This window comes from Bradyrhizobium sp. CAR08 (assembly GCF_052871955.1).
Genome location: NZ_JBIXJX010000010.1, coordinates 316,496 through 330,752, shown reverse-complemented (window position 1 = coordinate 330,752; position 14,257 = coordinate 316,496). Strand labels below are relative to the sequence as shown.

16 protein-coding genes are annotated in these 14,257 nt (G+C 64.6%); 1 reads left to right on the top strand and 15 read right to left on the bottom strand.

What is annotated here, in order from left to right; translation table 11 throughout:
* The 5 genes from ACIPUD_RS22775 to ACIPUD_RS22755 all read right to left on the bottom strand — a co-directional run.
* Positions 1-212 (bottom strand): helix-turn-helix domain-containing protein (locus ACIPUD_RS22775; protein ID WP_446481580.1); only part of this gene is annotated, 212 nt, incomplete at its 3' end.
* A gap of 179 nt (positions 213-391) precedes the next feature.
* On the bottom strand, positions 392-778 hold the full coding sequence (locus tag ACIPUD_RS22770) for an MAPEG family protein (protein ID WP_446481579.1): 387 nt from the start codon (positions 776-778) through the stop codon (positions 392-394).
* Positions 779-805: 27 nt separating this feature from the next.
* Positions 806-1,888: a lipocalin-like domain-containing protein gene (locus tag ACIPUD_RS22765; protein WP_204513130.1), complete on the bottom strand. Its 1,083-nt coding sequence runs from the start codon at positions 1,886-1,888 to the stop codon at positions 806-808.
* Positions 1,878-4,340 (bottom strand): ABC transporter permease, encoded by a 2,463-nt coding sequence (locus tag ACIPUD_RS22760; protein ID WP_446481578.1) that lies wholly within the window; start codon positions 4,338-4,340, stop codon positions 1,878-1,880. Before ACIPUD_RS22760 ends, ACIPUD_RS22765 begins: the two co-directional genes overlap by 11 nt.
* Positions 4,337-4,990, bottom strand: coding sequence for an ABC transporter ATP-binding protein (locus ACIPUD_RS22755; protein ID WP_018455977.1), 654 nt, complete (start codon positions 4,988-4,990; stop codon positions 4,337-4,339). Before ACIPUD_RS22755 ends, ACIPUD_RS22760 begins: the two co-directional genes overlap by 4 nt.
* 145 nt (positions 4,991-5,135) lie before the next feature.
* Between ACIPUD_RS22755 and ACIPUD_RS22750 the strand changes: the two genes are divergently transcribed.
* Positions 5,136-6,494, top strand: a complete 1,359-nt coding sequence (locus ACIPUD_RS22750; RefSeq protein WP_085349635.1) for an MFS transporter — start codon at positions 5,136-5,138, stop codon at positions 6,492-6,494.
* 187 nt (positions 6,495-6,681) lie between these two features.
* On the opposite strand, the gene ACIPUD_RS22745 is transcribed toward ACIPUD_RS22750, so the two are convergent.
* From ACIPUD_RS22745 to soxX, 10 genes are all read right to left on the bottom strand, one after another.
* Positions 6,682-7,890 carry an MFS transporter gene (locus ACIPUD_RS22745; protein WP_018455979.1) on the bottom strand — a complete coding sequence of 403 codons (1,209 nt, stop codon included), beginning with the start codon at positions 7,888-7,890 and terminating at the stop codon, positions 6,682-6,684.
* Between the two features lie 131 nt (positions 7,891-8,021).
* Positions 8,022-8,195: a hypothetical protein gene (locus ACIPUD_RS22740; RefSeq protein ID WP_018455980.1), complete on the bottom strand. Its 174-nt coding sequence runs from the start codon at positions 8,193-8,195 to the stop codon at positions 8,022-8,024.
* 76 nt (positions 8,196-8,271) lie between these two features.
* On the bottom strand, positions 8,272-9,309 hold the full coding sequence (locus ACIPUD_RS22735; RefSeq protein WP_018455981.1) for an MBL fold metallo-hydrolase: 1,038 nt from the start codon (positions 9,307-9,309) through the stop codon (positions 8,272-8,274).
* A 271-nt stretch (positions 9,310-9,580) separates the two neighbouring features.
* The gene (locus tag ACIPUD_RS22730; RefSeq protein WP_018455982.1) at positions 9,581-10,039 is read right to left on the bottom strand and encodes a DsrE family protein; all 459 of its coding nucleotides are present in this window, start codon (positions 10,037-10,039) and stop codon (positions 9,581-9,583) included.
* Complete coding sequence (gene soxB, locus ACIPUD_RS22725) at positions 10,036-11,787, bottom strand: thiosulfohydrolase SoxB (RefSeq protein WP_018455983.1); 1,752 nt, start codon at positions 11,785-11,787, stop codon at positions 10,036-10,038. The genes ACIPUD_RS22730 and soxB overlap by 4 nt, the downstream gene beginning before the upstream one ends.
* Before the next feature lie 55 nt (positions 11,788-11,842).
* Positions 11,843-12,160: a hypothetical protein gene (locus tag ACIPUD_RS22720; protein WP_085349637.1), complete on the bottom strand. Its 318-nt coding sequence runs from the start codon at positions 12,158-12,160 to the stop codon at positions 11,843-11,845.
* Positions 12,157-13,020, bottom strand: a complete 864-nt coding sequence (gene soxA, locus ACIPUD_RS22715) for a sulfur oxidation c-type cytochrome SoxA (protein WP_446481577.1) — start codon at positions 13,018-13,020, stop codon at positions 12,157-12,159. The genes ACIPUD_RS22720 and soxA overlap by 4 nt, the downstream gene beginning before the upstream one ends.
* Complete coding sequence (gene soxZ / locus ACIPUD_RS22710) at positions 13,020-13,331, bottom strand: thiosulfate oxidation carrier complex protein SoxZ (RefSeq protein ID WP_446481576.1); 312 nt, start codon at positions 13,329-13,331, stop codon at positions 13,020-13,022. The genes soxA and soxZ overlap by 1 nt, the downstream gene beginning before the upstream one ends.
* 15 nt (positions 13,332-13,346) lie before the next feature.
* Entirely contained in the window at positions 13,347-13,838 is a 492-nt protein-coding gene (soxY, locus tag ACIPUD_RS22705; protein ID WP_018455987.1) for a thiosulfate oxidation carrier protein SoxY, read from the bottom strand.
* A gap of 38 nt (positions 13,839-13,876) precedes the next feature.
* The gene (gene soxX / locus ACIPUD_RS22700; RefSeq protein WP_446481575.1) at positions 13,877-14,230 is read right to left on the bottom strand and encodes a sulfur oxidation c-type cytochrome SoxX; all 354 of its coding nucleotides are present in this window, start codon (positions 14,228-14,230) and stop codon (positions 13,877-13,879) included.
* Between the last annotated feature and the right edge of the window lie 27 nt (positions 14,231-14,257).

The window sequence follows — 14,257 nt, the reverse complement described above, 5'->3', positions numbered from 1 at the left end:
GAGCCCTTCCAGCGCCGCGCCCGGGTCTGCTGCTGAGCATAGCTTGGCTTGTAGCCGACTTGCCTGCCACGGTTCCGCCTCAGCTCCCGAGAGATCGTTGATGGCGGCCGATCCAAAGCTGCCGCGATTTGCCCGACCGAGCCGCCATTGGCCGAAAGGCGGGCAATCTCGCATCGATCGTCAAGGGAGAGCTGTTTGTAAGTCCGCCCCATGGCAACACCTCCAGATGGAAGTGTTGCACTTCGTTTGTGAACTCAGGGGACCCATTACCCCGACAGCCGCTTGTTGAAACAAGCTGTCGCCGCCATCGTGCCCATAACCGTGTCCTGTGGTTATGGGTCCAGGCCTCCGCCAGGACGACGGCGGGGCAAGTGGCCGTATGTCGGCTGCCTCACACCAGCCGCAGCACCGCCGCTCCCAGCGCCCCCGCCCACAGCGCAATGGCCGCGATACCCTGAATAAAAAATCCCGGGCCGCGTTTTGCGGCGGCCTTCGAATAGCCGATGAAGTAAACGATGCGGCCGACGATCCAGACCGCGCCGATCGCCGCTGCGCCAGAATCGCTGATGTAAATCGCGAAAAGCCAGAGCGACGGCAGGAAGATCGGCATCCATTCCAGCGTGTTCATCTGGATCCGGAACGCGCGCTCGAAATCCGGATGGCCCGACATTGCCGGCACCTTGACGCCCGTTTTGGCGCGCGAGCGCGACACGTTGATGGAGGTGAAGAAGTAGAACAGGATCGCCAGCAGCGTGACGAGGGCGGTGAGGTGATGCATCGCTAGTCCCTTCGAAGAGGTCCCGGTTCAATACCCGGTCAGCTCGAGATAGCCAACGCCGTCATGCGTACCGGCAAAGCTGATCGGCCCTTCCCAATAGGAAAAACCGGTCCCCATCCACGCCTGTGGATTGAGCGGCTTGCACTGGATCGAGAACGACCGCGAGGGGATCGCGATCTGCCATTCCACCGGGAGCTTGTGTCCCGCGACCTCAGCCGTCGCTTTCGGCATCATCTGGATATCGTCGCCCGCGATCATCTGCGTCTCGCCCGCCGCGCTGATCCAGTTGCCGAACGGATAATCTTTGCCGTCCTTCTGCCGGAGCCGGTACAGCATCAGCTTGTCACCGGATGACAGGTGCAGCGACAGCCAGTCCCAGCCGGTCTGGTCGGCATCGAGTGGCTGGCTGCTCCATTCGCGGTCCATCCAGGCCTGGCCGGAAACATCGACCGTCCTATCGTCGATGGTGAGCGTGCCGCGGGCGCGATAGAACGGCTGGCTGTAATAATAGGAGGCCTGACCGCGCTCCGATTTACGGCTGTAGCCGCCGGCGCCCTGCAACACCACCGGACGATCGGCCTCGAGCGTCAGCACGTAACTGAAGTCGGCGCCCGAGGCCTTCAGCGTCAGCGGCGCTAAAGCGCGATCTTCGGTGCGCTCGGATCCGTTCATCTCCCAATCGTCGATCCAGGCCGAGAACGGTTTCGCCGTGACGCCGGCCTGTCCCACACCACCGCGGGAAAACAGCTCGTTGAAGCGGTGGGTGTCGGCGCGCGTTACCGCGGCATGCGCCATCCACACCTGTTGATTGGCCCAGCCCTCGCCCTGCGGCCCCGGCTGCGTCGCCTGCCGGAACAGCGTCCATTGCAGGCCGCAAGCCGCGCCGCTGCCATCGACGAGATTCGCCGTGAGATACCACCACTCGATGCGAAACTCCGGATGCGGCCCGTGATCGCCGGGAAAGGCGAACGTCTTCCCCGGTGTGACCTTCGCAAAGCCGTCGGCCGTTTCGCCGAGCCCGGCATAACCTTGCGCGCCCGCGCGGCTGACAGCCGCGAGCGCGGCGATCCCGCCCGCGAAGGTGCGCCGGGAGATCCTGTCAGCGCTCATTGGCAAACACCTTGACGAGGCCCGCCGGCTGCATCCGGGCCAGTCGGATCATCGGCGGCAGCGCGGCAAGCAACGAGGCGAACAGCGCGATCGCGACCAGTTCGACCAGTTGCAGCGGAAACACATGGAACGGCAGCCGCCAGCCGAACGCCTTCACGTTCACGATCGCGATCAGGCACCACGCCACCAGCAGCCCGAGCGGCACGGCCAGGAGCGAGGTGAACAGCGCGACCGACAGCGTCTTGGTCAATTCGATCGCGGCAAGGCGCGGCCGCGTGATGCCGATCGCCCAGAGCGGCGCGAGCTGCGGCAGGCGGGAGTTCGCCAATGTCAGCAAGCTGGCCAGAAGCGCGATCCCGGCGACGCCGAGCGTGAACGCGTTCAGCGCCGAAGTCACCGCAAAGGTGCGGTTGAAGATCCGGATCGACTCCGCCTTCACCGTCGCCTGGTCGGCGACGCTGCGGTCGTCCAGCGCAAACTGCTTCTGCAGCGCCGTGATCAGGCTGGGGATATTCTCCTTCGCGACGATGAGACCGATGCGCGTCTGCGGCGTCTGCGGAAAATGCCGGATCAGCGCCGCGACATTCACCGCCAGCTGTCCCTTGGGGTTGCCGTAGTCGGCATAGATGCCGACGATGTCGAGCTCCCAGGTCCCGCCCGGCGCCGGGACGTCTACGACGTCGCCGACGCGGACGTTGAGGCGGCGGCTCAGCTGCTCGCTGATGAAAGCGGCATTGCCGGGTATGAGTTGTGTCCAGGCACGGGGTGCGGCTTCGAGCAGCGGCCAGCGCTCGCGATAGAGCGCGTGATCGGGCAGGCCAAGCAATTCCACCGGCTGGCCCTGCACCTGCGCCTCGGCGCGTCCGCCCGACAAGATCGCCTGGACATCGCTGCGCTCCTTCAGCCAGCTGCGGATCGCGACACCTTTGGCGTTGTCGGAGGCGCTGATGTAGACGTCGGCGGCGAGCCGCCCGTTGAGCCAGCCGATGAAGGTGCGGCTGAACGTTCCCACCATGGTGGACACCCCGACATTGACGGCGAGCGCGAGCAGCAGCGCCATCAGCGCCAGCGACAAACCCGAGAGCTGCTGCCGACTGTCCGCCCAGAACCACAGCGCGAGCGGCCTCCGCGCCAAACGCTGCCCGGTCCGCAGGATGATGTCGAGGAAGGCCGGCAAGATCAACGCCGCGCCGAGCATCAGCGCTGCCAGCACGCCAAGGCCCGCGATCAGCGATTGCCCGTACTGGAGCAGCAACAGCGCGACGGCGAACACGGCGCAGGCAGCCCCGCTCTGCAGGATCAGCCAACGGCTCTGCCTCTGTTGCCAGGCGCGCGGCTGCGCGGTCGCCAGCACCGGCATCCTGACAGCCTTGATCAGGCTGGTCGCCGCGGCAACAAGCGCGCCCACAATGCTGATGCCGATCCCGGCGAGCCACCATTCGGGACGCAAGCTGAGCTGCCCCGGGATTTGCGCGCCGTAGAGCCCTCGCAGGGATGCTGCGACGTCGGGCAAGAGCGCGGCTGCAATGAAATAGCCGCAGGCGAGCCCGATCAGGCCTGCGACCAGCGACAGCGCCACGAGCTCGACCACCAGCACGGTGTTGACCAGTCGTGCCGAGGCACCGCAGGCCCGCAGCGTGCGCAGCATCGGCAGCCGCTGCTCGAAGGCGAGGCCGACGGCTGAATTGACGATGAAAAGACCGACGAAGAACGACAGTAGGCCGAACGCGGTGAGGTTGAGGTGAAAGCTGTCGGTGAGACGCTCCAGCTCGGTCTCCGCATCCGGCTCAACCCGCTGTAAGCGGTCGCCGACGACGCTCGCTAAGGGCGCGGGCTTGCCCTTGGGCTTGCCGATCAGAAGCCGCGAGATCTGGTCCGGCTTGTTCAGCAGCCGCTGCGCAACGCCGATATCGACCACGAGCACGTCGGGCACGAGCTGCGGCAGCACGCGCAGCGGCGGCAGTATTGCGCCGTTGCTGATCGGCGGCGCTGCGCCTTCCCGCTCCTGCAAGTCGGTCAACGTTTCCTTTGCCACCAGCGTCTGGCCCGGCGGCGCGACGAAGCTGCTCAGATCGGCGGCGCCGAGGCGCGGTGCGTTGCCGACATCGACCGGTAGCGTCACCGGCTCGATGCCGAGCAGCCGGACCGAGCGCCCGTTGACCTGGACCCGTCCCTCCAGCATCGGCGAGACCGGCCAGCCGGCGCGGCGCAGCTTGACGAACAGCTCCTGCGGAAAAGTCGCGGCATCAGGCGCGACCAGCATCGGCGTGCGCGCGCCGCCGAAGGTTGCCGCGGCGCGGTCATAGGCGCTGCGGGCCTGCTGGTTGATCGCCTGCACGCCGCTCCACAGCGCAGTCGCCGCGATCAGCCCGATCAGGAGCGTCGCGAACTGCATCTTGTGGCGCCGCCAATGGCTGAGCAGCACGGCGAGGACCCAGAGCGCGCGCCTCATGCGATCCGCCCGGCATGCAGGTTGACGTGGCGATCGAGTGCGGCGGCCAGATGCAGGCTGTGCGTCACCATCAGAAAGCCGCAGCCGGTGCGCGTGACGAGGTCGCGCGTCAAGGCCAGCACGTCCTCGGCGGTGGCCTCGTCGAGATTGCCGGTCGGCTCGTCCGCTAGCAGCAACGACGGCTTCGTCGCTAGGGCCCGGCCAATCGCGACCCGTTGCTGCTGTCCGCCCGACAATTGTTCTGGATAACGCTTGAGCAGGCCGCCAAGCCCGAGACGCTCGATCAGCTCCTTGTACCAAGCCTCGTCGTACCGGCCGGCGATCCGTGCCTGAAACACCAGATTATCCCCGACCGACAGACTCGGGATCAGATTGTATTGTTGAAACACCAGGCCGATCCGGTCGCGCCGCAGGCCCGCGCGTCCCGCATCGGACAATTTGGTGACCTCCGTGTCTTCCAGTCGGATCGTGCCGCCATCGGCGGCATCGAGCCCTGCGATCAGGTGCAGCAGTGTGCTCTTGCCGCTGCCGGACTCGCCGGTCAGTGCGACGCGTTCGCCGGCCTTGAGATCGAGATCGACGCCGCGCAGGACATGGACCGGCTCACCGGCCGAAGAGAACGTCTTGGAGAGGTTTCGGATGCTCAGCACGATGAATGGCGCCGGACGGAATTAGCGGAATTGCTGCGTAGCACACTTGCTGCGGAAATGCCGGGTTGCGTTGGTATTGAAGCCGTTGTTAGCTCCTAAGAGGACCACATCAAAAAAGTGCCAAAAAGGGACGACGGGGAGAACGATGAGCGCTCAGGCAACGCAGCCCGCGGCGGGCAAGATGACGGGGATGTCCAAGGAAACGTCGAAGGAAACGCAAAAGCAAACGCCAAAGGGCGCCTGGACCGTTACATTTCTCCTGTTTCTTTTCATGCTGGTGAACTTCGCCGACAAGATCGTCGTCGGTCTCGCGGGCGTTCCGATCATGACCGAGCTGAAGCTCGAGCCCGAGCAGTTCGGTCTGCTCGGCTCGTCGTTCTTCTTCCTGTTCTCGATCTCGGCGATCGTGGTCGGCTTCATCGTCAACAAGGTACCGACCCGCTGGGTGCTGTTGACGCTCGCGGTGATCTGGGCGCTGACGCAGTTTCCGATGGTCGGCACCGTCTCTTTCACCACACTCCTGATTTGCCGCATCGTGCTAGGCGCCGGCGAAGGCCCGGCGGCCTCGGTGGCGATGCACGCGATCTACAAGTGGTTCCCCGACGAGAAGCGCACGATGCCGACCGCAATCCTGTCGCAGGGTTCGGCCTTCGGCGTGATCCTGGCGGTCCCGGCGCTGAACTGGATCATCGTCAACCATTCCTGGCACTATGCGTTCGGTGCCCTCGGAATCGTCGGCCTGATCTGGGTCGCCGCCTGGCTCGCACTCGGCAAGGAAGGCCCGCTGGACACCCACGCATCGGCCGTGATCGAACCGAAAATACCCTATCTCCAGCTTCTGACATCGCGCACTTTCATCGGCTGTGTGACCGCGACCTTCGGCGCCTATTGGGCGCTGTCGCTCGGGCTCACCTGGTTCACGCCCTTCATCGTCAAGGGCCTCGGCTTCTCGCAGTCTCAGGCGGGCTTCGTCTCGATCCTGCCCTGGGTGTTCGGGGCGACCATCGTCATTCTCACGGGCTGGATCTCGCAGGTGATGCTGGCACGCGGCTACACGTCGCGGATCTCCCGCGGCGTGCTCGGCTCTGTGCCGCTGATCGTCGGCGGCCTGATCCTCGCGATGATGCCGCACGTCCAAGGTGCCGGCCTCCAGATCGCCCTGCTCGTGGTCGGCTCCGGCCTGTGCGGCGCGATCTACGTCGTCTGCCCGCCCATGCTCGGCGAGTTCACGCCGACGTCGCAGCGCGGCGCGGTTCTCGCGATCTACGGTGCGCTCTATACGCTTTCCGGCATCATCGCGCCGCTCGTGATGGGCAGCGTAATCCAGCGCGCCGGCAGCATGCTCGACGGCTACATGACCGGCTTCACCATCAACGCCGCGATCATGGTCGGCTCCGGTGCGCTCGGGCTGCTCCTGCTCTGGCCCAACACGGAAAAGGCCAGGCTGACCGGTGGAGCTGCTCCGCAGGCAGCGCCGCTGAAGAGCGCGGTGTCGCCGACGTAAGGGGCCACTTCAGCCAACCCAATCACAACTGTCATCCCGGCGAAGGCCGGGATCCATAACCACGATTTTTAGTTTGGCGAAGACTTGGAGTTGGCAGCTTTGCGCCACAACTCCGATTCGTGGTTATGGGCCCCCGGCCCCTATGCGCAATTGCGCACTAGGCCGGGACGACAATTGAGTTTGTTGCTCAAGCCGCGATTTGCCGCTTCCGCTCCGTGAACGGCGACAGCACCACCGTCGCGACCATGAAGATCACGGATGCGCCGAACACCCAATGCGGCGCGCTCTGGTCCATAATCCAGCCGAACAACAGCGGGCTGACGATGCCGCCGAGATTGAAGCCGGTGGAGACGATGCCGAAGGCGCGCCCCGCCGCGCCGGGAGGTGCTGCATTGCGCACCAGCATGTCGCGCGAAGGCGCGATCACGCCGGAGAGGAATCCCGCGGCCGCCATCGTGGCGGTCAGTGCCCAGCCCGGCAGCGTGACCAGCGCGATCAGCAGCACGATCGCCGCGTTCGCGGCGAAGCAGGCGGCGGCGACATAGCCGTGGCGCTCGGTGTGGTCGGCAAGAAAGCCGCCCGCGAGCACGCCGGCGGCGCTTGCACCGAGGAAGGCGGTGAGCGCGACATTGGCCGCGGAATAGGTGACGCCATAGCCACTCATCAGCGCCACCACGCCGAAATTGTTGATGCCGGCGACCGACAGGCTGAGCAGCATGAACAGTGCCGTCAGCGTGATCAGCGCCGGCGTGATCACGGCCTGTTTGGGTGCGTTCTCGGTGCCTGGCTTGGTCTTGTGCGCGCCGGCATCGGGAATGTTCATGGTCACCAGCAACACCGCGACCAGAACGCCGATCACGCCCGATGCGATCAGCGCACCGACACCGCCTGACACGATGACCATCGCGGCGACGATCGCCGGCGCCACCGCGCCGCCGAAATAGCCGGCAAAGGTATGGATCGAGAAGGCGCGGCCCATCCGCGCTTCGTCCATGTGCTCGGCGAGGATGGCGTAATCGGCGGGATGGTAGACGCTGTTGGCGAGCCCGAGCAGCACGGCGCAGGCGATCAGCGAGGTGTAGCTGAGATGCAGGCCAAGCAGGATCAGCGCGAGGCCGCCGAGGGTGAGGCCGCCCAGCAAAATCTTTCGCGCGCCAAAATGGTCGACGAGATAGCCGGTCGGCGCCTGCGTCAGCCCCGACACCACGGCCGACACGGTCAGCGCGAAGCCGAGCTCGACGTAGCCGACGCCGAGTTGATTTTTGAGGAAGGGAAACAGCATCGGCAGGACCAGCAGATGAAAATGGCTGACCCAATGCGCGATCGAAATCCCCGTCAGCGTGCGTAGCGCGCTGTCCGCCTTGCCTTGCTGCGGTGCGGCGAGAACGTCGACCATTGCAGTTCCGTTTCACGTCCTTTGGAGACGCGCAAACTATCGGGCAGAGCGGTTATTTGTCCATGAACGCAGGCGCATGGCAGTAGCGCGGGGCAGGACGACAGTTGAGAGCGTGGCAAGAGACGAGCCCCTCAAAACGGCTCGTCGTCCGGCCCGTAGCGGTCGCGCTTTGGTGTCGCGATGTCGCCGTCTTCGTAATCATCGTCTTCGGTGTCGCGCGGAGGCTGAGGCTTCTTCGCCTTGTCTTTTGCTGGCGCGTCGTCCGCAATTTTGGGCGGCGCGCTCGGCTTGCCGATCTTGGCCATGGCTGGTCCCGGACAGTGATGCTGCGCCCAAACCTATCCGGAAGATATGTGCAGTTCCTGACTTATCTCAAGGCGGTCAGTGCACCACCGGCCCGCCGGCCTTCTTCCAGGCATCGATGCCGCCGGCGATGTGGGCGGTGTTGGTGAGCCCGGCCTCCTTGGCGGCGGCGACAGCCATCGCAGAGCGTTCGCCGAAGGCGCAGAAGAACACGACGCGGCGACCGGTGGCGGCCGCGACCTCGCGCAGCATGCCGCCGGGCTTGAGGCTGTCCTCAACGGACGGATAGGGTGTATGCAGCGCGCCTTCGAGCATGCCGTGCTTCATCCGCTCATTGGTCTCGCGCAAATCGACCAGCAGGATATCGGGACGGCCGAGGCTGCGGATCGCCTCGACGGCGCGGAGCACGCGGCCCTCTTTCTCCAGCTCCTCCTGGTGCAGGCCGACATGCATGTTGGCGGGCACCGCGACGTCCATCATCTTCGGATTGGGCAGCTTCAGATTGGCCATCAGCTCGATATAGTCGTCGACCGAGCGCACCTGGAGCCGCGGATTGTAGCGTTTCTCCTCGCCGATGGTGGAGACGGTGTCGCCCTTGTAGTCATGCGCCGGGAACACCATGGTCTCGTCGGGCAGCTTGAGCAGGCGGTTGAAGATCGAATCGTACTGCGCGCGCGACGAACCGTTCTGGAAATCGGTGCGGCCGGTGCCGCGGATCAGCAGCGTGTCGCCGGTGAAGACGCGGTCGCCCATCAAGTAGGAGTAGGAGTCGTCGGTGTGGCCGGGCGTGTACATCACGTCGAGCGACAGGCCCTCGATCGTCACCTTGTCGCCGTCGGCAACCCGCATCGCCACCACGTCGGCCTTGGTCTGGTCGCCCATCACGGTCATGCAATGGGTGCGGTCGCGCAGCTCGCCGAGGCCGGTGACGTGGTCGGCGTGCAGATGGGTGTCCACGGCCTTGACCAGCTTGAGATCGAGCTCGCGCAGGAGCTGGCAGTAGCGGTCGACCTTCTCCAGCACGGGATCGAGGATCAGCGCCTCGCCGCCGGCGCGGCTCGCCAGGAGATAGCTGTAGGTGCCCGAAACACTGTCGAAGAGCTGGCGGAAGATCATGGCAAGACCCGGCGTGAACTACCCCGAGATTCTACTACATTTCGAGCTTACAAGAGAAGCAATTCACTGCGTAAGCAAGAAAATTTGGAAGATTTTTATTCCTGTGACGGGCGGGTGGGCGTCACCTAGCCACCGCTGCCATTCCCCGCGAAGGCGGGGAATCCAGTACGCCGCGCCCTCCCGTACCCCTCGCGCTCTCGGAGTACTGGATCGCCCGCCTTCGCCGGCGATGACACCGAGTATGCCGCGACGCTTCGCCCCGGCAAAAGGCTCAGGGCCTCACCACCGTGTATCCGTTCTCGCTGAGGAACAGGATCTGCCCGACCCCGACCTGCACCGGCGTAGCGGCAGGGATGAACTCCGGCCGCTTGCCGGTCTCCCGCTCGATCGTGTCGACAGTGTTGAGGCAGATGTCGAAGCGTACGCCTTGCGCGATCAGGCTCTCGACCTGCTTGCGGCGCTCGCTGCCGGTGAACAGGAGGTCGATGCCGGGACCGAACGCCACCACCTCGATTGCGACCTTGTCGGGGTCGTAGGCCTTCAGCAAATTGTTGGCGACGCTGAGCACCAGAGCTTGCTTCCTGGCATCGCCATCGGAGAGCTGCAGCACGATCTTGTGCTCGGCGAACGGCTTGTCCTGGAGCGGCACCTGCTGCGCGAAAGCCGGTGGCATCGCCGCCCAGGCGAACAGCGCCAGCAGCATCGCGGATAGGGTTTGCGACCGCATCATCCCTGTCCTGCGATGCCCGGATTACCCTCGACGCCCTTTAGCGTGACGCCGGAGCCGAGCCGCTCCTGAAACATCCGGCCCGAGCGCAGATATTTTGCCACCACATCCCACACCGGCGCGCCTTGCTGGCCGTTGACCGAGGCCCAGCCCGCGACCTTGTAGCGGTGGCTGGCACTGAGCGCCTTGCCGCCATTGAGCTTCAGCTCCGAGATCCGGCTGCCGATCGTCGCCGTCGGCGTGCAGGTGTAGCTGAGCCCACCGGCGCGCACCATGTCGCCGCCCTGCTGGTAATAGGGATCGGTATTGAAGAGGTTGTCGCAGACGTCTTCCAGCACGTCCTTGATCTCCGCGCCGGTCATCTCCTGCACATAGGTCTCGGGATAGCTGATCGCGGTTTCCGCGAGCAAATCCTCCATCGTCAGTGCCTGGCCGGACAGTCCGGTGACGCCCCAGCGGAAGCCCGGCGACAGCGCGATCTCGGCGTCGAACTCGGTGCGCAGCGCGCTGCAGATAAGCTCGTCGACCGGGCCGGCGAAATTGTCGCGTCGATACAGCAGGCGATCGGGCGTCGCGATCTTCTCCAACCAGTCGGTGACGAAGGGTGCCCGCAACCGGCCGATCAGTTCGGCCATCCCGGGATCGGGTTTCAACAGCTCGGAATAGACCGGCAGCAGATGATATTTGACGTCGCCGACCTTGCCCTTGTCGAGCGCGAGATCGAGCACGGCCAGAAATTTTCCGTTGGAGCCGGCATTGGTGACGAGCGTCGTGCCGCTCGCATTCTTCACGGCGATGGGCTGCGGGATCGCATCATGGGTATGGCCGCCGAGGATGACGTCGATACCGGTGACGCGGCTTGCGAGCTTGAGATCGACGTCCATGCCGTTATGCGACAGCAGGATGACCGCATCGACCTTGTCGGTGCCGCGCAGGCCGTCGACATGCTTCTGGAGCTCTTCCTCGCGGATGCCGAAGGACCAGTCCGGCGTGAACCGTTTGGGATGCGCGATCGGCACGTAAGGGAAGGCTTGGCCGACGATCGCGACGCGATGGCCGCCGAGCTCCTTGATCACGGAGGGCTTGAACACGCGTCCCGTCGCCTTGTCGAAGGCCGGGGCATCATTGAATGCGGCTTCCTCGGTGAGAAAAACGTTCTGCGCCAGAAACTCGCCCCTGAAGCGCGCGAGATTGTCGCGCAGCGCCTGCTCGCCATAGGTGAATTCCCAATGCCCGGTCATCGCCTCGACACCGAGCAGGTTTGCGGCCTCGACCATGTCGCGGCCCTGCATGATGTTGGCAAGTCCCGAGCCTTGCCAGAGGTCGCCGCCGTCAACGAGCACGGACCGTTTTTCGCCGACATCGCCACGCAAGCGGTCGATCAGCGTCTTCAGATGGGCGAAGCCGCCGAGCTTGCCGAAGCGGCCTGCGGACTTCTCGAACTCGAAGCAGCTGAAGGCATAGGCATCCGCGCTGTCGGGCCTGATGCCGAAACGGTCGAGAAAGGCGCGGCCGACCAGATGCGGCGGCCGTCCCGCCATCTCGCCGATCCCGATATTGACGCTGGGCTCGCGAAAATAGACTGGATTGAGTTGCGCATGCGTGTCGGTGAGGTGAAGGATGCGCGCATTGCCGAACCGTTCGAGGTCGTAAATGCTCGCAGCCTCAGCACCGAGCGCAAGCCGCGGCAGGCTCAGCGATGCGGCAGCAAGGCCTGCATTCTTCAGGAAATCGCGGCGGCGGATCGCCATCCAGAAATTCTCCGCGCCCTCTCACGGTCGCAAGGCTGTTGCACAAGCGAACAGTCTAACGGATTTCCATCGCCTTCCAGGCTTCTTTTTCGGAAATCGCCTGGAAGATCGACGCCTTCGCCAGCGCCTCGGCCTCCCTGGCTGCGGCCACGGCGCGGTCGAAATCGCCGCCATCGGCCGCCTTCTTTGCGGCGGCCAGCGTCGAGACGGTCACGGTCCATTGGTTGCGCATGCCGGCGGCCTCCTTGGAGGCGGCCTCGGCGGCGGCAAAGGCCGCCTTGTAGTCTGCCTCATCTGCCGCGCGCGCCGCCGGCGCGAGCCCGAGGGTAAGCAGCAAGGCAAGCAGCCGGGCGAAAGGGAGTGACAGCTTCATGGCCGCGCTCCCGGTCCCGATATCGGCAGGCCGTTGGCGACGTAGGACAGGAAATATTCGACGTCGCGATATTCATCCGCCTGCGGCTCCAGCGGAACCGCGCGGGTCTGGCTGTTGCAGGTGACGAAGCGGCGGCTGGTGGTGCCCATGCCGCTCCATTCGGAGCGGTAGATCGGCATCGCGTTCAGAATGCCAAGCGCCGGCGCCAGGGTCTCGGCGCGGATGCGCTCACCCGGGCTCTGCACATGGCAGCTCGCGCAGGAGAAATTCAATTGGCCGCGGCGGGTGTAGAAATAGCGCTTGCCGTTCTCGAATGCCGCGAGCGCGCGAGGATCGTCGGGGATCTTGATGTCCATCGGCTTGCCGCGCGAGGTGAAGGCCATGTACGCCGTGAGCGAGGCCATCTCGTCCTTGACGTAGGAATAGGGCGCCTCGCCATTGGCCTCGCGGCAGCGGTTGAGCGCCAGCTCCAGCGTGACGACCTTGCCTTCCTTCTCGTCGAAATAAGGATAGTTCTGGCGGATGCCGATGCCGCCGTTCGGGAAGCAGTCCGCATAGGTCTTGCCGTTCTTGAACGGGGTGGCGAACATCTCCTTGCCGGCGTCGAGCGCAAACTCGTAGGGCGGGAATTCCTCCTTCTCCCGCCACTGCCGCTTCATGTCCTCGTTCATGGAATAAGGACCGTTGACGAAATCCTCGTGCTTCACATCAGGGAATTTCTGGAAGAAGAAGTTCTGGAACGCCTTGGCATCGGCGATGGGATCGACCTTGTCGGCCGCCACCACGCGTGGAGAGGTGAGGGCCAACGCGACGAGCGCGGCGCTCAACGAACCAAGCAGGATGGTGGTGCGGGCCTTCATCACGAGATCTTCGCAGTGGTCGTGTCCGACGCACCCTTGTTATCCGTCCAGAAGACCTTGAGATCGTCGCCCTTCTTGGCTCCCTTGAAGCTGAACTTGACGTAGGGGTCCTTCGAGACCGCGGTGCCCCAATCGGCAACGAAGACGTCCTTGCCGTTACATTCGAATTTCAGCTGCTGGATGTAATGCGCCGGGATCAGTTCGCCTTTGGCGTCCTTGACGAAGCCGGTATCCATCGGGTGCTGGATCAGCGCCTGCACCTCGGTGATGTCGCCGTTGGTGGTGGCGCGGACGCGAATGCTGGATGCCATCTCGATCTTCCTCGCTTAGCCGCCGCAGCCGCCGACGGTGACCTTGACCTCTTTGGTCGCGCTGTAGAGCTTGCCGTCGGCCTCCACGATCGCGACCACGTTGGTGGTCTTGGCCATCTTCAGCCGGTTGGCGACAGCAGGGATCGTGCCTTCGGGAATCCTGTAGCTGGCGGCCAGCGCGCTGGGATTCTCGGCCACGAAGAATGAAATCGAGGTGACCTTGTCGAGTGTCGTCGTCACCGAGATCGGCACCACACCGCCGTTCTCGGCGATCTCGGGGGCGTCCAGCTTGACCTTGTCGGACGGCTCGGCGGTTTTGCCGTAGAGCGCCTTGATGGCGTCCGCCTCGCTCTTTTGCTTGAACGCCTCTTCCGGATATTTGTCGTTGGCCGCGGCGCGCGCGGGCGCGGCGCCGAACGGCAGATTGCCGAGGCCGAGCAACGCGACCGAGGCTGCGCCCTGAAGGATCAGGCGCCGCGTCGCGCTTGGGCCGGTGAGTGTGGTCATCTCTGGTCTCCCAACCAAATCTCGTGGCATGCCTGAAGTCACAGGGTCTGCAGGAAATCAACGATCGCGCTGATCTCCTGTTCGGTCACAATCCGGTTCCGGCCGAACGGCGGCATCATGGTCTGCGGATTGCGCTTGGTCTCGTCGAAGATGATCGCGGTCAGTTCGTTGCGATCGGGGTACTTGGCCTTGAGGTCCTTCAGTTCCGGCCCGATCGTTCCCGGCAGGTCGCCACCCCTGATGACATGGCAGGTCAGGCAATTGCCCTTGCCGCGGTCGAAAGCGAGTTTCTGGCCGTCGGCCACAGCGGACTGCGCCCACGCCGGGGTGGCGAGGCCGGCTGCAATGGCCAGCAAGATGAACAGAACGGGCGTCCGGGAAAAGGCGGTCAAGGCGTTATTCCGAGGCGTTATGCGATG

Excerpts from the sequence above, each read along its gene's own strand:
- ACIPUD_RS22770 (WP_446481579.1), bottom strand. The coding sequence starts at position 778 with ATGCATCACCTCACCGCCCTCGTCACGCTGCTGGCGATCCTGTTCTAC.
- ACIPUD_RS22765 (WP_204513130.1), bottom strand. The coding sequence starts at position 1,888 with ATGAGCGCTGACAGGATCTCCCGGCGCACCTTCGCGGGCGGGATCGCC.
- ACIPUD_RS22760 (WP_446481578.1), bottom strand. The coding sequence starts at position 4,340 with ATGAGGCGCGCGCTCTGGGTCCTCGCCGTGCTGCTCAGCCATTGGCGG.
- ACIPUD_RS22750 (WP_085349635.1), top strand. The coding sequence starts at position 5,136 with ATGAGCGCTCAGGCAACGCAGCCCGCGGCGGGCAAGATGACGGGGATG.
- ACIPUD_RS22745 (WP_018455979.1), bottom strand. The coding sequence starts at position 7,890 with ATGGTCGACGTTCTCGCCGCACCGCAGCAAGGCAAGGCGGACAGCGCG.
- ACIPUD_RS22740 (WP_018455980.1), bottom strand. The coding sequence starts at position 8,195 with ATGGCCAAGATCGGCAAGCCGAGCGCGCCGCCCAAAATTGCGGACGAC.
- ACIPUD_RS22735 (WP_018455981.1), bottom strand. The coding sequence starts at position 9,309 with ATGATCTTCCGCCAGCTCTTCGACAGTGTTTCGGGCACCTACAGCTAT.
- ACIPUD_RS22730 (WP_018455982.1), bottom strand. The coding sequence starts at position 10,039 with ATGATGCGGTCGCAAACCCTATCCGCGATGCTGCTGGCGCTGTTCGCC.
- soxB (WP_018455983.1), bottom strand. The coding sequence starts at position 11,787 with ATGGCGATCCGCCGCCGCGATTTCCTGAAGAATGCAGGCCTTGCTGCC.
- ACIPUD_RS22720 (WP_085349637.1), bottom strand. The coding sequence starts at position 12,160 with ATGAAGCTGTCACTCCCTTTCGCCCGGCTGCTTGCCTTGCTGCTTACC.
- soxA (WP_446481577.1), bottom strand. The coding sequence starts at position 13,020 with ATGAAGGCCCGCACCACCATCCTGCTTGGTTCGTTGAGCGCCGCGCTC.
- soxZ (WP_446481576.1), bottom strand. The coding sequence starts at position 13,331 with ATGGCATCCAGCATTCGCGTCCGCGCCACCACCAACGGCGACATCACC.
- soxY (WP_018455987.1), bottom strand. The coding sequence starts at position 13,838 with ATGACCACACTCACCGGCCCAAGCGCGACGCGGCGCCTGATCCTTCAG.